Origin of the sequence: Propionivibrio sp. (genome assembly GCF_049316945.1) — a bacterium.
Classification (GTDB): domain Bacteria; phylum Pseudomonadota; class Gammaproteobacteria; order Burkholderiales; family Rhodocyclaceae; genus Propionivibrio.
On record NZ_JBMOJE010000029.1, the window covers coordinates 24,374 to 45,648 of the forward strand.

Sequence of the window (21,275 nt, forward strand, 5' to 3'; positions counted from 1 at the left end):
GGTCCCGTTCTATATGAAACTGAGCACATCGCAGTGGACCTGGTTGGGTATGGCATTGGCACAGAGAACGGCGATTCCAAATCTAAAATCATACGCATCCCAGATCGGGCAGAAAATTTTTCGCCTGCTTCCCGCTACATTTATTGAAAGGCAATATCCGATGGCAATCCGCGTCGCGCTGCACCATAAAACCAGCTATCACTATGACCGGCCGGTCAATCTGTCGCCGCATGAAGTGCGCTTGCGCCCGGCCCACCATGCGCGAACGCCGATCCTGTCGTATTCCTTGACGGTCACGCCAGAAACACATTTCATTAATTGGCAGCAAGACCCGTACGGCAATTACATCGGGCGTTTCGTCTTCCCGGAAAAGTCCGATGTGCTGGAATTTACCGTTGATTTAGTCGCCGACATGACGACCGTCAACCCGTTCGATTTCTTTGTCGAGAAGTATGCCGAGCATTTCCCTTTCAATTACACGCCGCAGCTGATTACCGAGCTCGGCGCCTATTTGAAGGTCGATAAGCCAGGGCCGCTGCAATCCAGATGGATCGTTGACGCCCGGCGCGACTTGTTGAAAAAAGAGACGCCTACCAATGACTTTCTGGTCGCGCTCAATCAGCGCCTGCAGAAAGATATCGGCTATCTGGTGCGCATGGAGCCCGGGGTCCAGAAACCCGAAGAGACGCTGAAAACCCGCACCGGCTCCTGCCGCGATACTGGCTGGTTGCTGGTGCACATCCTGCGCAATATGGGCTTGGCGGCGCGCTTTGTTTCCGGCTATTTGATCCAGCTGAAATCCGATCAGCTTTCGCTCGATGGCCCCAGCGGCCCGGAAGCGGATTTTACTGATTTGCATGCCTGGGCCGAAGTGTATATCCCCGGCGCTGGCTGGATCGGACTGGATCCTACATCGGGCATGCTGGCGTCAGAAGGCCATATCCCGCTGGCCTGCACCGCCATGCCCACGTCGGCCGCGCCGGTGACCGGCTTTACCGACAAAGCCGAAGTTACCTTCGTCCACGAAATGACTGTAACGCGCATCTATGAAGACCCGCGCGTGACCAAGCCGTATAGCGAAGAAGACTGGAACAGCATCAATAAGCTGGGCTTGCAAGTCGATGCGGATCTGAAAATACAGGATGTGCGCCTGACCCAGGGCGGCGAGCCGACCTTTGTCTCGATCGACGATATGGATGGGGCGCAGTGGAATACCCTGGCGCACGGCGATGAAAAACGCGAACTGGCGGGGCAACTGATGCAGCGCCTGAAAAATCATTTCGCGCCCGGCGGCATGATCCATTACGGACAAGGAAAATGGTATCCGGGCGAGCCTTTGCCGCGCTGGGCCTTGAACATCTTCTGGCGGATCGACGGTCAGCCGATGTGGCGCGACGCCACTTTGTTCTCGGACGAAAACAAGGACGATGGCTATGGCAGCAAGGAGGCAGCGCGCTTCGCCAGCGAACTGGTCGCGGCCTTGTGCTTGCCGGCAGACAGCATGATCGCGGCCTATGAAGACGTGGTTTTGCAGGCGCAACTGGAACAACGCCTGCCGGAGAACCTTGATCCGCTCAAGGCCGATCTGAAGGATACGGAAGAACGTCGCCGCATCGCCCGTTTGCTGCAGCAGGATCTGGGCTCGGTAATCGGTTACGTGTTGCCGATCAAAGCGCAGGATATCGATCCCGCAATCGCTCTGGGCACCGTATGGAGTACCAGCAAATGGCCGTTGAAGCGCGAACATTTGTATTTGACCGAGGGCGATTCGCCGATGGGCTTGCGCCTGCCGCTCAAAGCGCTGCCGTGGGTGCTGCCAAAGGACATGGAACCCGAGTTTGATGTCGACCCTTTCGCGGCCAAGCCCGCACTGTCGGACCTGGCAACAACAGACAAGCCGGCCGGCGCCAGCGCCACTGCGGCCAAAAGCGCCAAGGTCTCAGAGGATAGCGCGCACGCCAAACCCGCAGCGCGCGACGTCATCCATACCGCCTTGTGCGTCCAGGTGCGTGACGGACGCTTGCATATCTTCATGCCGCCGATCAAGCGTATCGAGGACTATCTGGCGCTGGTGTCGACAGTCGAAAGTACGGCCGCCAAGCTCAAATTGAAACTTTGGATCGAAGGCTATCCACCGCCGCGCGATCCGCGCATCAAGCTGCTCAGCGTTACGCCGGATCCTGGCGTAATCGAGGTCAATATTCATCCAGCCGCCACCTGGAATGAGCTGGTTTATAACATCACCACGCTGTATGAAGAAGCGCGCCTGACCAGGCTCGGCACCGAAAAATTCATGGTCGATGGCCGCCACACCGGCACCGGCGGCGGCAACCACGCCACGCTCGGTGGCGCCACCCCGGCCGATAGCCCGATGCTGCGCCGGCCCGACGTATTGAAAAGCCTGATTACCTATTGGCAGAATCATCCGGCACTGTCGTACCTGTTTTCGGGCACGTTCATTGGGCCGACCAGCCAGGCGCCGCGGGTGGATGAAGCGCGCGACGACAATCTGTACGAATTGACGCTGGCTTTTCAGCAAATGGACAAGGTGTTGCCGGGCATGCAGGAAAGCGAGCGGCCGTGGATGGTGGACCGCTTGTTGCGCAATCTGCTGGTCGACTTGACCGGAAACACGCACCGCTCCGAATTTTCGATCGATAAACTGTATTCACCGGACGGCCCCACCGGACGCCTGGGTCTGGTTGAATTTCGTGCCTTCGAAATGCCGCCGCACGAGCGCATGAGTTTGCTGCAGATGTTGCTGCTACGCGCACTGGTGGCCAGTTTCTGGCGCAAGCCCTACCCGTGCAAACTGGTCCATTGGGGCACCGCGCTACATGACCGCTGGATGCTGCCGCATTTTGTGACAGAGGATATCCGCGATGTGGTCAAGGATTTACGAGCCGCCGGCTATGCTTTTGAAGAGCGATGGTTCGATCCCTTCATTGAATTCCGCTTCCCGCGTTATGGCACCGTGGTCTACGAAGGTGTCGAGATGGAATTGCGGCAAGCCATCGAGCCCTGGAACGTGCTGGGCGAGGAAGTCAGCGCCGGCGGCACCGCGCGCTACGTTGATTCGTCGGTCGAGCGCATGCAGCTGCGGGTGCGCGGACTGACCAACAGCCGCCATATCGTCACCTGCAACGGACGCCAATTGCCTTTGCATCCGACTGGCGTACAGGGTGAATATGTGGCCGCGGTGCGCTTCAAGGCCTGGAGTCCTTGGTCAGCACTGCATCCGACCATCAATACCCACGTCCCCCTGACATTTGATCTGGTCGATACCTGGAACGGGCGCGCCATCGGCGGCTGTACCTACCACGTGTCGCACCCGGGCGGACGCAGTGAAGCCAACTCGCCAGTCAATGCCAGCGCGGCCGAAGCACGCCGCTTTGCTCGCTTCTGGGAACATGGGCACACGCCAGGGCCGATGACGATCGTGTACAAGGAAGACGTTAACCCCAGTTTTCCGATGACGCTTGATTTGCGTTGGCAGCCGGGTTGATCAGGCCCCGTCCATGGGTACATGGCGATCCCATGTCAAAGCACCTGCTTGCCCGCTACCATGCCACGCCAGGGCGCTACAGGTCGTTGTCAAAACACCCGTATTTACTCTGGGGGATGGACTGCAACTGATCCGCAACGGCCGCGATCTGATATTCCATATCCTGTGCGCGGACACCACTGCCCAGGAGCACGCGCAAAACCTATCGGGGAACCGGTCAGGCGCCGTTGATTCCGGCTTCACCGCCGGTCTGAACTTGACTGAAACCCGAAGCATCAATTTGGGAGGACGATTTGGCACGCACCAAAAACTCGGAACTTTCAGGCAGACAACAGCTCTTATGCATGCCTTGGCGTCAACAGTTGCCTACCAGTAGCTCCAATAAAACCATAAAAAGCCCCCCGCAATGATACGCATCGAGTTGCAAGTCGAGTTGAACTATGAAATCGACGATTACGGTGCCGACTTCGTGTTTAACATCCACGCCGCGCACACGCCAAGGCAAAGTATCGTTGCCGAACAATGCATTCTGAGTCAGTCGATTTCTCAGCAGATGCATACTGATCCAGTAACCGGCAATCGCTACCTGCGGGTGCGGGCCATGCCCGGCGAACTGAAGCTGTCGTATGCCGTCACGGTGGATCTCATGCACCACATGGCAGAACCCGAGCAACTTGACGAGGTGCCTGTGCGCTACCTGCCCCCCGAGGTAATCGGTTACATCTATCCGAGCCGATATTGCCAATCAGACCGTTTGGTCAAGCTGGCGATTAATGAGTTTGGCTGCCTAAGGCAGGGGCACAGCCGCGTGCAGGCTATCCACGAATGGGTTAGAAATCGCGTCACTTACACAGCGAACAGTTCGAACTCAAATACGTCAGCCGTTGACACGCTCATTGAGCAAGTTGGTGTCTGTCGTGACTTCGCTCACCTGATGATTGCCCTGTGCCGCGCCGTCAACATCCCTGCGCGCTTCGCTACGGGCACCGACTACGGCGCCTTCCCGGCCCACACCCCCCCGGACTTTCACGCCTACGTGGAGGTTTTCCTCGGTTCCCGCTGGTATATTTTCGACCCGTCCGGTACGGCCATCCCGATGGGTTTTGTGCGCTTCGGTACCGGACGTGACGCGGCCGATGTGGCCTTCGCCACCATTTTTGGTGGCGTCAGATCGCAAGCGCCGGTGATCTTCGCCTCGGCTATCGAAGACGCGGCGCTCGGTATCGTGCTCCCGCATCACTGCAGGAATGCGCTGTCAACAGACAGTGGTGCGGAGCTCAATTCGTTTAGTTGATCCACGAAAGAATCACCTTGCAAGAATCACCTTGTCGCGAGATTGCGCAAGTCGCGACGAATGAACCAAGCTTTATTTCCGCCGTCCCAACGGCATCACCATTTCCGGCACGTTCGCCTTTGTGGTCGCCTGCACCTCGCGCGCACCCAGAATCGATTTCACACGTGGCGGTTGCACTTTAAAGGATCACCATGCGACAGCTTTCCCTCAATGGCCAACAAGCCATCAACGAACTTGCACAGCGCCATGGTTTCAGTTCCAATGCCGTGTCGAGCATGCTCGAATCGGTCATCAACGGCAACGGCAGCATGGCGCAGTTTTCTCATCCCGAATTCTCCGGTTCCGGTCAGTGGATGCGTGGCGGCATGATCATGGTTTCGGACATGTTCAACAACTTTCTCAAGGGACGCATCGACGGGTTGTGCAACGACCTGTCGAACCTGATCGCCAACCAGCCTGATCTTATCCGCAGTGGCAGCTTCCAGTCGCAAAGCCAGGGTGGGCAGGGTCAAGGTGGCTACAACAATGGTCAACAGCAGAGCAATTATGGCGGCGGGCAGCAGCAACAGGGCGCTTCCGGACCCATGGGGCCAGTCAGCCTGTTCGTTCCTCCCGCACCCGGCACCTCAGGCGACTGGTGGCCCGCTGATCTGCGCTGGCCGAACAGCACCGGTGCACAGAACGGCGTGCGCTATGCCTACTTCGGACAAGCGCGACGACTGGCGATAGAAGTCAACGGACACGTCACGGTCTATGACACGCTTGATCACCAGATCGGTGGCTTCTCGCAGCAGCAATCGGTGGGCGGATCCTTGTCCTTCAGCAGTCAATATGGACTAATCGATGTGGCGAGCCTGCCGATCGTGTCCATCGATGGGGTGGCGCCAGCGTCGCCGGAGCAAGTTTCGCCAGAGCCATCATCGCCGACAGCAGCGTCTATTCCGTGGGTACCTGCGCAACAAGCCGACTTGAAAGCGTCGTCGGCCTCGCCGGGGCTCGTACAAAGCAGCGATGTATTCGCGACGATCGAGAAACTGGCGGATCTGCACGCCAAGGGCGTGCTGAGCGATGAAGAGTTCGCGAGCAAGAAGGCGGACTTGCTGGGCCGACTCTGAACTGCGGCGGCGGCAACTGAGCCGCCCAGCGCCCATCAAGATGCTCACGCCAGAATTCAACTGTTTCGCTTCGCCAAAGCCTGCCCGAGTGATTCAGTTGATCGTGGTCGGCGCCCGCGAACTGCATTTCATGGCGATGACATGAACCTAAAAACCGCAGTTCAAACCACGGCGACACGGCGGGCACAGCGAAAATCCTCAGCATTTCAGGATTTCATGGCTCACCCAAAGGGTGATTCATGAAAACATTGCAAGTCATTGTTTTTCCGCTGTGTTCGCTGTGTTCGCTGTGTTCGCCGTGGTCAACTGCTTTTTCCAGGATGAACAGACAAGCGGAAAATTTCACCCGACCCTGATCCTCTCCCCATACCCGGTCATCTCCAGATAGCCCCGCCCGATCTCCCGGCCATCTTCCAGCACGCGCACTGCGCCTTCCCAGTACACCGCACCGGTCGAACGCCGGCTGTCCAGTTCCTGATCGTCGATCAGCGGTTGCAGATGCAGGAGCCGCGTGCCGATGCGCATCCGCCATTCGACAGGGTAATTGATGCCGGTACGTGCCGAGCGCCATTGGCGCAAAGGTGCAAAAGCGACAGCCTCCGGCGCCAGCACCAGCGCATTGCCGCCAAGCGACCGGAAAGTGGCGGCGGACCACAGCGCCGTACCGTCCTGGCGGCGCAGACGAAAGGCCATCAGCGCGCTGCCATCGTCGAGGTTCAGACCGATCCAGTCCCAGCCTTGCGCTTCATCGGGCAGCATTTCGCTTGACCATTCGTGGTCCAGCCAGGCCTGACCGGTCACCGCTTGCATGCGGCCATCGAGCGATACCGTACCGCTGGCCTTGAGTTGCGGGCGGCTGTAGTAGTAGCTGGCGTGGCGCGGGTCTGGAGCCTTGGTGCTGAACCCGGCAGCACCGTTGAGCAGGGGAGGGCCATCCGGGGCAAGCGTCAGCGAGTAGGAAAAATCAGCGGCATTCACCTCGGCCTGATAGCGTTCATCGTGCTGCTCTAAACGCCAGTCGCCGACCCGTACGCCGGTCCGCCCGGTTGCGAAACCCGCGCGGCCGAAGCCGACGCGGGCGGCGCGCTGGTCGTGACGCAAACGGCCAAGACGCGGGTCGGCGATCGCCGCGTGCGCGAGGATCAACTGGCGCGGCGCGAAGGCGCTCGGGTTGTGCTCGCCGACACCGGTGCGCACACGGAAGAAAGTGCTCTGGAATCCGAGCGGGCTGCCGTCAGGCAAGCTCAGCCAGCCGGTGGCGTACCACCATTCGGTGCGGAAATCCGGGTGGGCGCCGTGATCGAAGGGGAAAACCAGCTTGCGCCCAGGAAGCACCGGGGCGAACTCAACGGCTTCTGCCGCATTGAGGCGCCAGGCTGGCAGGCTGGCCAGCGCCATAAGGAATGCGCGTCGGTGCATCACCAGTCTTCCCTCACCGCCAGCACCGCGTCCTGGCGCATGGCTTGCCGCCCGGCGAGTACCGCTGCCAGTGCCGCCAGGGCGATCAAGCCAAGCGCGAACAGGGCCAGCGAAGCCCATGGCACATGCAGGTCCATGCTCCAGTGAAAGCTCTGCCGATTGACCACCTCGATCAGCACCAGCCCGATGGCGCCGCCGGCCAGCAGCCCGCCGAAGACGCCGACGCCCGCCGCCAGCGCGCCTTCCTGGGCGAGCATCCAGCCGATCTGGCGGCGCGTCAGGCCGAGATGGCGGAGCATCCCGAACTCGCGCCGCCGCGCCGCCGCCAGTGCCGCAAAGCTGGCCGCCACGCCGGCCAGCCCGATGATCACGGCGACCGCTTCCAGCAGATAGGTGACGGCAAAGGTACGGTCGAAGATGCGCAGGCTGATGGCGCGAATCTCGCCGGGATGGGCAATCTGCAGCACTCCCGGGCCGCCGGTAGCGATCAGCGCGTCGGCCACCTGATTGGCCGCCGCACCCGGCGCCAGCTTGATCGCCGCATCGTTGACCAGATGGTCACCGGTCAGCCGGCGGTAGTCGGCGAGGTTGATCATCACCGCGCCGGTCTGCCGCGAATAGTCGCGCCAGACGCCGGCCACCTGCAGGCGCACCGGTCGACCCGCCATTGGAAGTTCCACTTGCTGGCCGGGTCGCCAGCGATACAGATCCTGCATGGCTTCGGAAATCCAGATCGTCGGCTCGCCGTTGCCGCCAGTGGATTGCGCGACGCCAACCAGCGGCAATTCGCTGCCAGCGGCCGAGATTGGGCGGGCGATCAAGGCCACGGGTGCCTGCCCGGCAGCCAGGCGCAGGCTTTCATGGCGCGTAAACTTTACTTGGCCGACGCCGGGTACCGCAGCAATCCGTGCCTGCATGCCTTCGTCCAGAAAGCCGCTGGTCTGCGCCGTGCCGGCGCGCATGTAGAGGTCGGCGGGCAGGATCTGGTTCAGCCACTCGTCGACCGAATCGCGGAACGAAGCGACCATGATCGCCATCGCCGCCGCCAGCGCAACGCTGGTCAGCACGCCGGCTGCAGCCACCACGACATGCCCCGGCGCCGCGCCCAGCCGCGCTATGGCCAGACGCGATGACACCGGCCCGCGCTGCGGCAGCCGCCGGGCGATGATGGCCGCCACCATCGGCAACAACATGACGCTACCGGCCAGCAGGCAGGCGATGGCCAGATAGCCCCCGACCGGAAGCCCGTTCACTGGTGGAATCCAGCACGCGGCGAGGCTGGCCAGCAGCAGTGCGATGCCCAGTTTCGGATGGCCGTGCCCGCCGAGCAGCGCTGCCTCGTCGCCGGCCTTCAGGGCCTGGGCGGGCGATACCGTGGCGGCCTCGCGCGCCGGCAGCCAGGCACCGGCAATGCCGGCCAGCATACCCAGCGCCACGTAAATTGCGCTTACCTGCGGCTGGAACTGGAGCTGCGGTTTCAACCCCGAAAAATACCCGGCACCGAGATCGCCGCCGAGCACGGCCAGCATTGCCCAGGCCAAGCCATGGCCGAGCGCCACGCCAAGCAGACCACCGGCCAGTCCGACCAGCGCACCTTCGGCCACCAGCCAGGTAAACAGGCTGCGGCGGGACAGCCCGATGGCGCGCAGAAAGGCGAACTCGGTGCGCCGGCGCACTACAGATAATGCCTGCGCCGAGAACACCAGAAAGCCGCCGGTGAGCAGCGCCATCGCCGCCAGCATGGTCAGATTCACCCGGTAGGCGCGCGACAGGTTGGCCGCCTGGTTCTCGGCCGCCTGCGGCGCCTCGATCAGCACCCCGGCGGGCAACATGGCCTGCAAATCCGCACGCACCGTTTCGGGCCTCACCCCTTCCTGCAGGCGCAGGTCGATGCGCGTCAGTCGACCGAGTTTTGAGAAACGGTTTTGCACGGTAGCGATGTCCATCACCGCCAGACGGCGATTTTCTGCCGCACCGGGCAGATCGCCGACGACCCGCAGGCTGAATTCCTGGGTACCGGCTTGCAAACGGAGGCTGTCGCCGGGTTTCACCCCAAGTGCGCTTTGCGCTGCCGCACTGAGAAACAGCCCGTCGTCGGCCAGCGTGGCGAAGCGATCCATGCCTTCTGCCGGTCGCGGAAACAGCGCCGGCGTCACGCGCGCCAGCGCGAAGACATCCACCCCCAGCAATTGCAGCGTTTCTTCCCCGCCGACAAGTTTCGCTTCGACCTCGACGACGGGGCTGGCCTCGGTCACCTCGGGGCGGACAGCGAGCAAGGCGTAGAGGTTTTCGTCGAAGCCGCCGCGCGGCCCCACCACCTGCAAGTCGGCCTCGCCAGCCATCGAGCGCAGGCCACGGCCAAACTCGGACAGCGCCGCCTCATGCACCGCCTGCACCGCCATGCCAAGCGCCACGCCGAGGACAATCGCGGCCAGCGAAAACAGCGTCGCCACCCGCCGCCGCGCCAGCGAGCCGAGAAAGACCGGTGCCAGCCTCATGCGTGCAGCCCTTCGGCGCCAAGGTGCAGAACGCGATCGGCGGTGGCTGCCGCTTCCCGAGAATGGGTGACCAGAATGCCGATGGCTCCCGCCTGGCGAATGCGCTCGGCAAGCAGCGCCAGCACCTTGGCACCGTTGGCCGGGTCGAGGTTGCCGGTCGGCTCATCGGCCAGCACCAGGCGCGGGCGATGCACCAGGGCGCGGGCAATCGCCACGCGCTGCATCTCGCCACCGGAAAGCTCGCGCGGCCAACTGGCCGCCCGATCGCCGAGCCCCACGGCCTCGAGCAGAAGCTGCGCCGGCTCATCAGCCGCCGCGCCATCCGCACCTTGCAACCACAGCGGCAGTGCCACGTTCTGGCGCACGGTGAGATGCGGCAACACATGGAAGGCCTGGAAGACGAAACCCAGCTTGTCGCGGCGCAAGCGGGTCAGCGCATCCTCGTCGAGCCTGGCGTAGTCATTGCCATCGAGCGCCAGCCGCCCGCCATCGGGCCGGTCCAGCCCGGCGATCAGGTTGAGCAGGGTGGACTTGCCGACGCCGGATTCGCCGACGATGGCCACGTATTCGCCCGGCTGCAGACGCAGCGAAACGTCCCGCAGGACGATGCGGCCATTGAACTGGCGGGAAAGGTGTTCGATTTCGAGCATGGGAGGTAAGAGGTATCTGTTTCCGGTCGGTTCCATTGAGCCAGAGGATATACTCTGTTTTTAACAAGCAAGGCTAATCAAGGAGATTTCGGTGAACGCCTTCCAGAAACGCACGGCGATTCGAATTGCCTCTGTCAGCATTCTGCTGGCGTGCATCGCCAGTCCTGTAGCCTGGTTTGTGGCTCGCGAAAACGCCGAGGAAAGCATCGTGTCCCTGGCCAACGAGCAATCCGGCCGCTTGCTTCACCACCACCGCGCCCTTGATCTGAGCGATCCCGATGCCGTCGAACATGCCACGCAAGCGGCCAAGAGCATTTCCGGCGGTTTGTTCGACATCGCCGAAATATACGGAAGCGACGGGCGCAAGCTTGCCGAATCGCTGACCAGCGAGGGCGACGCGGTCGAGTCGGCGCTACCCAATCATGGGTCGCCGAAATACAGCAAAGCGTCTTACGAGAGCATGGAACTTCCTGACGGGCATTGGGTACTGCGGATTTTTGTTCCTCTGCGCAATTCGGAAACGGACGTGAACGGCCCGATTACCGGCTATTTCGAGGGCGTACGCGTTGTGCCGGAGTGGCAGCGCGAGCAAATCTTCACCAGTTCCCTGGCCGTGGCCTTGATGGTAGGCCTGGCCTCCTTGCTGTGCGGAGCGGTGCTCTATCCGGTGGTGGTGCATCTGTCGGCCGACAACGAGCGCAAGGCGCGCGAGGTGCTCGATTCACATCTATCGATGATGGAAGCGCTTGGCCGCGCCATTGCCAAGCGCGATTCCGATACCGGCGCACACAATTACCGTGTGGCCTGGATCGCCGCGTGCATCGCCGAGTCCATGGGACAGACCGGAAGCGCGATGCAGGCGCTGATCGCTGGCAGCTTTCTGCACGATGTGGGAAAAATCGGGATTCCCGACGCAATTTTGCTCAAACCCGGCAAGCTCGACGCGGCTGAATGGGTCATCATGCGCACCCACGTCGAGCAGGGCGAGGAAATTGTCACAGGAATGGGCTGGCTTGATGGCGCCAATGCAGTCGTTGCCGGGCATCACGAAAAATGGAACGGATCCGGGTATCCGCGCCAACTTGTCGGCGAGGCGATACCGCTCTCAGCGCGTATTTTTGCCGTGGCCGATGTGTTCGACGCCCTCTGTTCGAAACGCCCATACAAGGAGCCGATGGGGTTTGACGCCGCGATGGCGATTCTTGAGAAAGACACCGGAAGCCATTTCGATCCGGAGGTCATGGCAGTGTTTCGCACGCTGGCAGACGAAATTTTCAATTGCCTGGCAAACCGCGCCGAAAGCGATGCCCGTCAGCTTCTGGAGGAACGCGTGCGGCACCACTTCGAGCTGTGAACCGCTCAGAGGCTGTGAAAAAATACCTAGCCCCCACCGCAGAGGCGCAAAGGAGCAAAGGTTTCGCAAAGAAAACCTTTGCAAACAAGGGGGGGGGTCCTTCGCGTTTTCTTTGCCCCTTTGCGGCTTTGCGTTGGATTTTAGATTTTTTCACAGGCGCTCACGCCAGGCTTGTAAAACGTCAGCCCTACAAGGCACAATCGGCACAATTGCGGCTTATCGGAGTTTTCTATGCAGTTCGATGTAGTCATCGTGGGTGGCGGCCTGGCAGGGCTCTCGCTGGCCTGCGCCTTGCGCGATACGCGCCTGAAAATCGCCCTGGTCGAAAGCCGCGCGCCGACGCCGGCCATCGGTTGGGATGCGCGCGTTTATGCGATCAGTCCGGTCAACGCCGACTTCCTGCAGAAAATCGGCGCATGGAAGCATCTCGACGCTGAACGCATTACTCCTATTTACGCCATGAAAATACTTGGCGATGGCGGCGCGCAACTCGATTTTTCCGCCTATGAAACGGGCGTTTCGGAACTCGGCTGGATTCTCGAATCGTCGCTGATGGCCTGCGAACTGTGGGAAAACGTCAAGCGGCAAAGCAACCTCACCCTGCTTTGTCCCGCCGCGCCGCGCACCGTTGACATGGGCGAGAACGCCGCCGTGCTGACGCTGGCTGATGGCCAGAGGCTATCGACAAGGTTGCTGGTCGGCGCCGATGGCCGTGATTCATGGGTTCGCCAGGCAACCGGCCTGCCGGCGATCAATACGCCCTACGGCGAAATGGGGCTGGTGGCCAATTTCGAATGCGAGCACCCGCATCGCGGCATGGCTCGCCAGTGGTTCCGCGACGACGGCGTCCTGGCCTGGCTGCCACTTTCCGGCAAGCGCATTTCGATTGTCTGGTCGACGCCCGATGCCCACGCCACAGAGTTGCTGGCGCTGGCACCCGAAGAACTGTGCACCCGCGTTGCAATGGCCGGCGACCAGGCCTTGGGCGAACTGAAGCTGATCACCCCGGCGACCGCCTTTCCGCTACGCCTGATGCACGTTCCACGCATCGTTGCGCCACGACTGGCGCTGGTCGGCGATGCGGCACACGGGATTCACCCATTGTCCGGCCACGGCATCAATCTCGGTTATCAGGACGCCAAGGCGCTGGCCGAGTTGTTGGCGGCGACAGCCGAATGGCAGGACATCGGCAGCGAACGCTTGCTGCGTCGCTACCAGAGCGCCCGACGTGAAGAAACAGTCCTGATGCAATACACAACCCATACACTTCGCCGGCTTTTTCGTGAGAAACTACCGGGTCTCAAATCCTTGCGCAACATTGGAATGAATCTGACCAATGCCTTGCCGGTCGTAAAAAACCTGCTCGTACGTTATGCGCTCGGCGCCTTTTAATCCCTACGGAGAAACTCCATGCTGAAAAAACTTCTGCCGCTGGCGCTGGCCGCCACCCTTTGCCTGCCGGCCATGGCCGATGAGGCCAGTGTCAAGAAGGCGGTCGAAGCCAAACTCGGCAGCAAGGTAAGCAGCGTCACCAAGACCTCCTACCTGGGCCTTTACGAGGTTTACACCGATGGCCAGATCCTCTACACGGATGAGAAACTCACCGCACTATTCGCCGGCACGCTGATCGACGGCAAGACGATGAAGAACATCACCAGTGAGCGCATGCAAAAACTCACCGCCATCAAGTTCTCCGACCTGCCGCTTGAGTTGGCGGTAAAGCAGGTGCGCGGCGACGGCAAGCGGATGCTTGCCACCTTTGAAGACCCGAACTGCGGCTATTGCAAGAAACTGGCGAAGGACCTGGTCAAGCTCGACAACGTGACTATCTACACCTTCCTCTACCCGATTCTCTCGCCGGACTCGCTGGAAAAATCGAAGCAGATCTGGTGCGCCAACGACAAGGCCAAGGCCTGGAACGACTGGATGATTAACGGTACGGCGCCAAGCGGCAAGGGCGACTGCGACACCTCGGCCGTGCAAAAAACCGTTGAGGCTGGCCGAAAACTGGCTATAACCGGTACCCCGACCATCTTCTTCGCCGATGGCGAACGCGTTCCAGGTGCGGTGCCGATTGCGCAGATTGAAAAGAAACTGGAGCAGGCGCCGAGCAAGTAGTCGGCCTGCAAGCCAAGCAGGACGGCACTCTTGACAGCCTATGCCGTGGGATTCAACCTAAAAACCTCAGTTCAAACCACGGCGACACGGCGGGCACAGCGAAAAGCCTCAGTTTTTCAGGATTTCATGGCTAACCCAAAGGGTGAGCCATGGAAACATTGCAAGTCATTGTTTTTACGCTGTGTTCGCCGTGTTCGCTGTGGTCAACTGCTTTTTATAGGTTCAATGTTTACGCGCTACCCACGGCATCCAGCTTGTAGATCGCCTATTCACGGGCATTGCAGAGTAACTCTGTAGCGGCAATTGTGCCCGGCTCGTTTTCATGCTCCCGCTTCAATCCGCCAGGCAGGCCACTATCCAGTCGCGCTGTGCCTTGCGTTGGCGCTTGTCGAACTGGCGTTCGATGATTTGCTCCCTGACCTCGTCAAACGCCAGCAGGCCGCTTGGGAAAATCTCGTCGCAGCGAATAATGTGAAGGCCGATGGGCGATTCCAGAACGCTGCTGATTTGCCCTTTGGGCAGCGCAAAAGCAGCCCGCTCGCTGCCCGCGCCTTCTTTCGCGAAAACCGGATACAGGCCAGTCGCCGGCAGGTGGGTAAATTCATCCTGTGGGAACATGGCCGCATCAGTATTCTTTGTGGCGATTTCTTCCAGCTCAGTGCCGCCGACCTTGGCGACGTCGCCGCCGTCTTTGATCGCGCATCGCTCACCGCACTACCCGAGGAAATTCGCGGAGATTACCTCGAACATCTCCGTAAAATCCTGCCCGCTGCCTGCAAGATATTTCTGCTCACCACGGAAGAACCGGACGATGACGAAACACAGGAGCAGCCATTCGCGGTAGCCGATGAAATCACCGGCCTCTACGCCCACGCTTTCGACATAAAGCTCAGTTACGTTGAAAGCCTTTTCGAGCCGGACCCTGACCCTGACCCTGACCCTGACCTTGACACTTATCCCGCTGTGGAACGTCTCGTTCGTATCGAACAGAAAGTGTATTTGCTGACGCCGAAAGCCGATTGAATTGGATGCCACCAAAGCCGCCACCCAGCAAGCCCCATGGGTAATCGATCTACCAGCAACCCGCCTGAAGAGTGGCGTATTCATTGGCACTGCAGCATGCAGGATGGCAGAACGCCAATTGGCGGGGCTTTCAGTCTGCTACGGAAATCAAGGTTAAATGTCATGGATGTCATTTGCAACCTCAGGCAGATCACTGCCTATTTCATCTTCGACGGCAACTTGATCGTCTCACCGGAAACCATGAAAACGCCCCGGCCACGGTGATGAAGCGTGCGCGGATCTTTGCACGCCGGGTCGATCCAAGCCTTTATGACTTCGAGCACGAAGAAGTTGTAGTGCTCAACCAGTTGCGAATCGACCACCCGGCATTCCAGGTTGGCGTAACACTCGGCAATCAGCGGTGCGTCGACCAGCGTCGCTGGCAAAGGCGTCAGGCCGAAGGCATTGAACTTGTCTACCCGTGAGCCGGAGGTGTTGCCGCAAGCCACCACCTTCTCCGCCAGATCAAGCGTCGGAATGCAGAGCACGCATTGCTGCGTGGCCTGGAGCGCCGTGAAGCTGAAGTCGCGGCCGCTGACGACGCAGCCGATCAGTGGCGGCTCGAATTCCATCATTGTGTGCCACGACATGGGCATTACGTTTATCTTGCCATGATGTGCCGTGGTCAGCAACACCACCGGTCCAGGCTCAATAAGGCCATAGACCTTGCTTAGTGGGAGAGCGCGCTTGGCCATGCCGATACCTCCGTTCTTTGCGTTGCACCATATCAACTTCCAGGAAATCTACCCGTCAGGAAATCCATAAATGCATATTGGAAGTCTAGAAGATCAAAGTAGAAGATCAAGGGTGCAGACACCATTGATCCTACCAGAGCACCTTTGTACCAAAAGCCTCGAACGCCGGGTCGCACGAAATCAGTGTCGCGGATTCCAGCGCACTTTGTGCCGCCAGCATTCGGTCAAAGGGATCGCGATGGTCATGCTCATAGCCAGCGGCTTTCAAGGCGTGCAAATAAGTAACTGGCAAATGCTCAAAGCCGTCTGCTTCAATCAACTCGTTGAAGCGTGAGACAGCCTCTGCGGCAATATCAAGTTTGCCGAGACGGTATTTCGTGGCAATTTCCCAAGCACTTGCCGCACTGATCAATATCGCGTTGGCTTCGTCGGAAATCACATCTTTGGCACGAGGCGACAGCTTGGGGTCATCAGTCAGCCACCATAGCAGGGCATGGGTATCGAGCAAGAACCTCATTTACCTTCCCACGCATCCAGTTCCTCAGCCGGCAAAGGTTCGAAGAAGGCTTCAGTCACCCGTCCGGCCAGGCGTCCTGGTTGACGTTTGACGCCTGTCGGTGCCAGCGGCATCAGGCGGGCATAAGGCTTCCCGGCTTTTGCCAGTACGATTTCCTGGCCGGCATGTGCCTGCTCCAGCAACCGCGAGAAATGCGTCTTTGCATCGTGAACATTAACCGTTAGTGGCATGCTGGTCTCCGGTTGGTTGAGTGATGGACTAAGCTTATCATTGTTCATAAGCTTGCAGGGTGTGCAAATCCCGTTTGCGCACGCGGGTAGAAGGTGGTCATGCCTTCGGTTACCTGAACCATAGATCGGCGTTCGCGAACTTTCGTTTTGCAAACCCTACGGGCTGACTGAATCGTAGCAGATCGCCTATTCACAGGGCTCGCAGCGATGCTGACTTTAACTGCACTCATCAAAAAAACGGGCTCGCCGTTAACCGGGGAGCCCGTTGCCAGGAACGAACAAACAACTTACATGCTGCGCCGGTACCAATCAAAGGGGTCAGCATCGCATTTGATTCCGCGAAAATGAATGCGATGCTGGCCACTTTAGTTAAACGAACCGTAACTCCAGCCGCTTACCCATCGCTGCCGCGTACTTGCGTAGCGTGGCAATGGACGGCGAATGCTTTCCTGAAACCAGTGCGCTTTCCAGCCGCGCCACGGCGGGGGCTTTGGTGCCCATGCGCTCGGCCACCTCGGCTTGTGTCATCCCCGCCTCGTGCCGCGCCTGCAGGATAGCGTCGAGCATCGGCATTTCATCGCGCTCGATGCGCTCGTATTCAGATCGAACAGCCGGGTTTTCCAGCATCTTGGCTTTTAATTCAGCGTGCGTCAGCATGTTTAATCTCCTTCATTCGAGTTTCAGCAATCCGCCGCTCGCGCGGCGGGGTCTTCTGCGACTTCTTGACAAAGCTATGCAGCATCACGATTTGGCGACCGACCAAAGTACAGTAGAAAACGCGGGCAATACCCTCCGCCCCCTTCAGTCGCAACTCAAACAGCCCGCCGCCGAACGCTTCGGTATGCGGCTCGCCCAAAATGGGCCCACTCACTTCCATTCGGTCAGTCAAATTCAAGAAGCGCGCCGCCAGAGTCACCGGAAGCGCCGCTATATCGGCCTGAACGCTGTCGCTGTAGTACGTGATGGTGTAATTCATAGCTTAAATAATAACATATTTGTTAATCTGACAACCCGTACATCGAGCTGCTCTTCGAAGAATCAAAGCCATGTAGGGTGTGCAAATCCCATTTGCGCACGTGGGCAAAGGTGGCAATGTCTTCGGTTATCTGAAGCATTGATCCGCGTTCGAAAACTTTTATTTTGCAAACCATACGGGCTGCAACCCTTATGGATAGGCAGTCTTCAAGCACTACATCTGGGGAGAAGCGTATTCATTGACTCTCCGGCTTGCATCGTTACAAAACGCCTATTCACGTGGCTCGCAGCGATGATGGCTTTATCTGCTCTCACCAGAAAAAACGGGCTCGCCGTTAACCGGAGAGCCCGTTGCAAGGAACGAAACTGAAAACCTACATGCTGCGCCGGTACTGCCCGCCTACGTCGTAGAGTGCCGTGGTAATCTGCCCAAGCGAGCAGACACGCACCGCATCGATCAGCACGGCGAAAACGTTGCCGTTGTCGATGACCGTCTGTTTGAGGCGTTCGACCATGGCGCCGGAGGCGGCTTCATTGCGCTTCTGGAAACCGCGCAGGCGGGTGATCTGCGACTGTTTTTCCTCCTCGGTCGAGCGGGCCATTTCGATCTCGATCTGCGCGTCGCCCTTCGGGTTGCGGAAGGTGTTGACTGAGTCGCCAGTTTTGGATGGTCATCCAGATACCAAAGAACGATATGCGTATCAAGCAGCACTTTCATGACTCGTAATCGCTCATGTCGGCTAGGGGTTGATTGAAATCAGGACTAACCTGAACCCGTCCCTTCAATGCACCGGCCTTGCGAATCGACGAAGTCATCTGAGGTTCCGGGACCGTTTCATTGATACGAATCTCAACCCATTTATCATGATAAAGCGCTTGAATCGAGCGAAGCAGATTGATGTCGATCTCGTTGGCGTTTAAACGGTAAGCGGTTTGCACGATCTATGCTCCTTTGCATCCAAGGCGAGATGAGTATGCTCCTCTCGCTACTCCAAAAAGATTCATAAAGATTAAAGGGATGAGACACCTTTGATCCTAATCTGTGGACGAAAACCGTGGTCTGTCCCCTGTTTTACGCTTTGCGCAGTTCAAACCCGTCAGCCAGTGGCCAGGCCTCGCGATAGGCGGCATAAAAACTTTCGCAACCGGGTAACAACCGGGGACAGACCCCGGTTTCCCCGGTTTTCAGAGCAAAAAACCGTGGTCTGACCCCGGATTTTACACGCGAAGGATTCCGCGTGCGCAAAGAAAAGAATTTGCGCACCCTTCCGGGCTGGGGGCTCTCAGGCCAGCGCTTTATGGATAAAATTAAAATAAAAACGTGGTCTGACCCCTATTGTTACTATTGTTATGAACCCCTATTGTTATGATCAAGGATTTAAGGACTATCGAATAGGCAATCAGGAAATCGTGTTGACACTCATCACAGCAGTCTCGGGCAAATCAAGAATCAGATCAAAGGGGTCAGACTCCTTTGATCCTACCAATGCACCTTTGTACCAAAAACCTCAAACGCCGGGTCGCACGAAATCAGCGTAACAACCGGGGACAGACCCCGGTTTCCCCGGTTTTCAGAGCAAAAAACCGTGGTCTGACCCCGGATTTTCAGATTGTTCGCTTCATTAAAACAATAGTGACCACATCAAAACAAGAAACCTCAGGGTCTGGCCCCGGTTTTTGCCATGATGACCATTTCGATGTGTCTGCCTGAAGATGTGATCAAGGATTTAAGGACTATCGAATAGGCAATCAGGAAATCGTGTTGACACTCATCACAGCAGTCTCGGGCAAATCAAGAATCTCGTCCATCAGGTGGAGATGTGAAATACTAATCAAATTCCATCCCATTAACGGAGGCTATCTCGTGACATCCAGCAAAAAACAATGGAACTCGCCCAGTCCCGCACGGCCGTCAGCGGCCACCAAGAGCGTCACTGAAAATCTCGAAAAATTGAAAACCATGATGGCCAACGCCACAGATTTTTCGGAACCAATGTATTTTTTTATGGATCACTTGGTGACCGACAACCGATTTATGGGCGCAGGAGAAATCTCGCACGACGCGAAAGTAGCCGCCATGTTTGGCGCAGTCAGCGAAGCACTGTACCGGCAGGTCGATCCCAATCACAAAGAAACCGCCCGAAAGTTGCTAATATGCAAATTGGCCGCATTTAACTTCTACCACGGCGCCTACCAGATCGGCAAACAAATGGCGACGCTGATCTATTATCCGGATGTCGATCAAGGCATGGTTGCCATGGCCTCGCTGACAGGTTCCGGCCTTACCGTCTATTCGCGCTTCTCAGAACACCAATTTTCCTCAAAAGACTACGTTAATTTTGTGCCTGGTAATAGACAGCAAACACATTAGGTGATCTCCAGAAAAAGCCAAACCTCCCGGACATGTACCCCAAACTAACCAAAACCGGGGACAGACCACGATTTACTGTTCTAAACCTCCCCATGGCTAAGGACGGGATTCTCTCAGTGTTCCGTTGAGAACCGAAGAGACAGAAAACCGGAGGAATAATAAGGGACAGACCACGGTTTTCGTTCTTATAACCGGGGAAACCGTGGTCTGAAAATCATCTAGCCGGCCTCCCACCGCCGAGGAGGCGGTGGAGTTAAAGTGAGTTTTGCGAACTTGCACTAACCCAACGGAGGCCGAGATGAACTATAGCGGAATTGACCTGCATTCAAACAACAGTGTGGTGAGCGTGACGGACGAAGAAGACCGGGTGGTCGCCGAGAAGCGACTCCCCAACGATTTGTCGAAGATACTGGGATTTCTCATGCCGTGGCAAGAGGAACTGGCAGGGGTCGTAGTCGAATCGACATTTAACTGGTACTGGCTGGTCGATGGGCTACAAGCGGCGGGCTTCAAGGTCCATCTGGCCAACACAACGGCCATCAAGAAATACGAAGGGCTCAAGCACAGCGGCGATGAATCGGACGCCCGCTACCTTGCGCACTTACTGCGGCTAAGATCAAAGGGGTCAGACTCCTTTGATCCTACCAATGCACCTTTGTACCAAAAACCTCAAACGCCGGGTCGCACGAAATCAGCGTCGCGGATTCCAGCGAACTTTGTGCCGCCAGCATTCGGTCAAAGGGATCGCGATGATCAAGTCCATAGCCAGCGGCTTTCAAGGCGTGCAAATAAGTCACTGGCAAATGCTCAAAGCCGTCAGCTTCAATCAACTCGTTGAAGCGTGGGACAACTTCTGCGGCAATATCGAGTTTGCCGAGACGGTATTTCGTGGCAATTTCCCAGGCACTCGCCGCACTGATCATGATCGTGTTGGCTTCATCGGCAATCGCTTCTTTGGCACGAGGCGACAGCTTGGGGTCGTCAGTCAGCCACCATAGCAGGGCATGGGTATCGAGCAAGAACCTCATTTACCTTCCCACGCATCCAGCTCCTCAGTCGGCAAAGGTTCGAAGAAGTTTTCAGTGACTCGTCCGGTCAGGCGTCCTGGTTGTCGTTTGACGCCTGTTGGCGCCAGCGGCATCAGTCGGGCATAAGGTTTACCGGCCTTTGCCAGTACGATTTCCTGGCCGGCATGTGCCTGCTCCAGCAAACGCGAGAAATGTGTCTTTGCTTCGTGAACATTAACCGTCAGCGGCATGCTGGCCTCCCGTTGGTTGAGTGATGGACTAAGCTTATCATTGTTCATAATCTTGTGGATAAGCGGAGCGCATCCACCGATGGTATCTCCGAGACTGCAACCATTATGGATAGGCCACCTTCGAGCACAGCATCTGGAGAATAGCGTATTCATTGACTATCCAGCTTCAGATTTCTTCTGTTAGGACCCAATTGGTTTGGCACTTTTCACACCA

Annotated in this window: 20 protein-coding genes and 2 pseudogenes; 9 read left to right on the forward strand and 13 right to left on the reverse strand. The window is 58.3% G+C overall.

Annotation, left to right across the window (positions count from 1 at the left end; genetic code table 11):
- The first annotated feature begins 160 nt into the window (after nucleotides 1-160).
- From ACOYNV_RS08875 to ACOYNV_RS08885, 3 genes are all read left to right on the forward strand, one after another.
- Entirely contained in the window at nucleotides 161-3,505 is a 3,345-nt protein-coding gene (locus ACOYNV_RS08875) for a DUF2126 domain-containing protein (RefSeq protein ID WP_422899406.1), read from the forward strand.
- A gap of 406 nt (nucleotides 3,506-3,911) precedes the next feature.
- Nucleotides 3,912-4,799, forward strand: a complete 888-nt coding sequence (locus tag ACOYNV_RS08880; RefSeq protein WP_422899407.1) for a transglutaminase-like domain-containing protein — start codon at nucleotides 3,912-3,914, stop codon at nucleotides 4,797-4,799.
- Nucleotides 4,800-4,990: 191 nt separating this feature from the next.
- Entirely contained in the window at nucleotides 4,991-5,914 is a 924-nt protein-coding gene (locus tag ACOYNV_RS08885) for an SHOCT domain-containing protein (RefSeq protein ID WP_422899408.1), read from the forward strand.
- A 342-nt stretch (nucleotides 5,915-6,256) separates the two neighbouring features.
- Here the strand turns inward: ACOYNV_RS08885 and ACOYNV_RS08890 are convergent, their stop codons facing one another.
- From ACOYNV_RS08890 to ACOYNV_RS08900, 3 genes are read right to left on the reverse strand one after another with little or no spacing between them, the layout of a single operon-like run.
- On the reverse strand, nucleotides 6,257-7,333 hold the full coding sequence (locus tag ACOYNV_RS08890; RefSeq protein WP_422899409.1) for a lipocalin-like domain-containing protein: 1,077 nt from the start codon (nucleotides 7,331-7,333) through the stop codon (nucleotides 6,257-6,259).
- A complete protein-coding gene (locus ACOYNV_RS08895) occupies nucleotides 7,333-9,831 on the reverse strand; it encodes an FtsX-like permease family protein (protein WP_422899410.1) in 2,499 nt (832 codons plus the stop codon). Before ACOYNV_RS08895 ends, ACOYNV_RS08890 begins: the two co-directional genes overlap by 1 nt.
- A complete protein-coding gene (locus ACOYNV_RS08900) occupies nucleotides 9,828-10,481 on the reverse strand; it encodes an ABC transporter ATP-binding protein (protein ID WP_422899426.1) in 654 nt (217 codons plus the stop codon). The genes ACOYNV_RS08895 and ACOYNV_RS08900 overlap by 4 nt, the downstream gene beginning before the upstream one ends.
- Nucleotides 10,482-10,572: 91 nt before the next feature.
- On the opposite strand from ACOYNV_RS08900, the gene ACOYNV_RS08905 reads away from it, so the two are divergent.
- The 3 genes from ACOYNV_RS08905 (at nucleotide 10,573) to ACOYNV_RS08915 (ending at nucleotide 13,953) form a co-directional block, all read left to right on the forward strand.
- Nucleotides 10,573-11,835, forward strand: a complete 1,263-nt coding sequence (locus ACOYNV_RS08905; RefSeq protein ID WP_422899411.1) for an HD-GYP domain-containing protein — start codon at nucleotides 10,573-10,575, stop codon at nucleotides 11,833-11,835.
- Nucleotides 11,836-12,066: 231 nt separating this feature from the next.
- Nucleotides 12,067-13,227 (forward strand): UbiH/UbiF family hydroxylase, encoded by a 1,161-nt coding sequence (locus tag ACOYNV_RS08910; RefSeq protein WP_422899412.1) that lies wholly within the window; start codon nucleotides 12,067-12,069, stop codon nucleotides 13,225-13,227.
- Between the two features lie 18 nt (nucleotides 13,228-13,245).
- Nucleotides 13,246-13,953 (forward strand): DsbC family protein, encoded by a 708-nt coding sequence (locus ACOYNV_RS08915; protein WP_422899413.1) that lies wholly within the window; start codon nucleotides 13,246-13,248, stop codon nucleotides 13,951-13,953.
- Between the two features lie 333 nt (nucleotides 13,954-14,286).
- On the opposite strand, the gene ACOYNV_RS08920 is transcribed toward ACOYNV_RS08915, so the two are convergent.
- Nucleotides 14,287-14,571: a peptidylprolyl isomerase gene (locus ACOYNV_RS08920; RefSeq protein WP_422899414.1), complete on the reverse strand. Its 285-nt coding sequence runs from the start codon at nucleotides 14,569-14,571 to the stop codon at nucleotides 14,287-14,289.
- Here ACOYNV_RS08920 and ACOYNV_RS08925 point away from each other — a divergent pair.
- Nucleotides 14,545-14,976, forward strand: a complete 432-nt coding sequence (locus tag ACOYNV_RS08925) for a hypothetical protein (protein ID WP_422899415.1) — start codon at nucleotides 14,545-14,547, stop codon at nucleotides 14,974-14,976. The genes ACOYNV_RS08920 and ACOYNV_RS08925 overlap by 27 nt on opposite strands.
- Nucleotides 14,977-15,173: 197 nt before the next feature.
- Here the strand turns inward: ACOYNV_RS08925 and ACOYNV_RS08930 are convergent, their stop codons facing one another.
- The 7 genes and pseudogenes from ACOYNV_RS08930 to ACOYNV_RS08960 all read right to left on the reverse strand — a co-directional run bounded on the left by ACOYNV_RS08930 (nucleotide 15,174) and on the right by ACOYNV_RS08960 (nucleotide 18,371).
- Complete coding sequence (locus ACOYNV_RS08930) at nucleotides 15,174-15,710, reverse strand: flavin reductase family protein (RefSeq protein WP_422899416.1); 537 nt, start codon at nucleotides 15,708-15,710, stop codon at nucleotides 15,174-15,176.
- Between the two features lie 130 nt (nucleotides 15,711-15,840).
- Nucleotides 15,841-16,227 (reverse strand): type II toxin-antitoxin system VapC family toxin, encoded by a 387-nt coding sequence (locus ACOYNV_RS08935; RefSeq protein ID WP_422899417.1) that lies wholly within the window; start codon nucleotides 16,225-16,227, stop codon nucleotides 15,841-15,843.
- Nucleotides 16,224-16,457: a type II toxin-antitoxin system Phd/YefM family antitoxin gene (locus ACOYNV_RS08940; protein ID WP_422899418.1), complete on the reverse strand. Its 234-nt coding sequence runs from the start codon at nucleotides 16,455-16,457 to the stop codon at nucleotides 16,224-16,226. The genes ACOYNV_RS08935 and ACOYNV_RS08940 overlap by 4 nt, the downstream gene beginning before the upstream one ends.
- Nucleotides 16,458-16,826: 369 nt before the next feature.
- Complete coding sequence (locus ACOYNV_RS08945; protein WP_422899419.1) at nucleotides 16,827-17,114, reverse strand: helix-turn-helix domain-containing protein; 288 nt, start codon at nucleotides 17,112-17,114, stop codon at nucleotides 16,827-16,829.
- The gene (locus ACOYNV_RS08950) at nucleotides 17,098-17,433 is read right to left on the reverse strand and encodes a type II toxin-antitoxin system RelE/ParE family toxin (protein ID WP_422899420.1); all 336 of its coding nucleotides are present in this window, start codon (nucleotides 17,431-17,433) and stop codon (nucleotides 17,098-17,100) included. The genes ACOYNV_RS08945 and ACOYNV_RS08950 overlap by 17 nt, the downstream gene beginning before the upstream one ends.
- A gap of 373 nt (nucleotides 17,434-17,806) precedes the next feature.
- A pseudogene (locus tag ACOYNV_RS08955) lies at nucleotides 17,807-18,082 on the reverse strand (hypothetical protein); the annotation flags it as partial.
- A gap of 64 nt (nucleotides 18,083-18,146) precedes the next feature.
- Nucleotides 18,147-18,371 carry a hypothetical protein gene (locus ACOYNV_RS08960; RefSeq protein WP_422899421.1) on the reverse strand — a complete coding sequence of 75 codons (225 nt, stop codon included), beginning with the start codon at nucleotides 18,369-18,371 and terminating at the stop codon, nucleotides 18,147-18,149.
- 925 nt (nucleotides 18,372-19,296) lie between these two features.
- On the opposite strand from ACOYNV_RS08960, the gene ACOYNV_RS08965 reads away from it, so the two are divergent.
- Together ACOYNV_RS08965 and ACOYNV_RS08970 are read left to right on the forward strand one after the other, a co-directional pair.
- A complete protein-coding gene (locus ACOYNV_RS08965) occupies nucleotides 19,297-19,803 on the forward strand; it encodes a hypothetical protein (protein WP_422899422.1) in 507 nt (168 codons plus the stop codon).
- Nucleotides 19,804-20,101: 298 nt separating this feature from the next.
- Nucleotides 20,102-20,413, forward strand: a pseudogene (locus ACOYNV_RS08970) (IS110 family transposase); the annotation flags it as partial.
- 31 nt (nucleotides 20,414-20,444) lie between these two features.
- Here the strand turns inward: ACOYNV_RS08970 and ACOYNV_RS08975 are convergent.
- Both ACOYNV_RS08975 and ACOYNV_RS08980 read right to left on the reverse strand, forming a co-directional pair.
- Nucleotides 20,445-20,831, reverse strand: a complete 387-nt coding sequence (locus ACOYNV_RS08975) for a type II toxin-antitoxin system VapC family toxin (protein ID WP_422899423.1) — start codon at nucleotides 20,829-20,831, stop codon at nucleotides 20,445-20,447.
- The gene (locus ACOYNV_RS08980; RefSeq protein ID WP_422899424.1) at nucleotides 20,828-21,061 is read right to left on the reverse strand and encodes a type II toxin-antitoxin system Phd/YefM family antitoxin; all 234 of its coding nucleotides are present in this window, start codon (nucleotides 21,059-21,061) and stop codon (nucleotides 20,828-20,830) included. Before ACOYNV_RS08980 ends, ACOYNV_RS08975 begins: the two co-directional genes overlap by 4 nt.
- Nucleotides 21,062-21,275 lie beyond the last annotated feature (214 nt).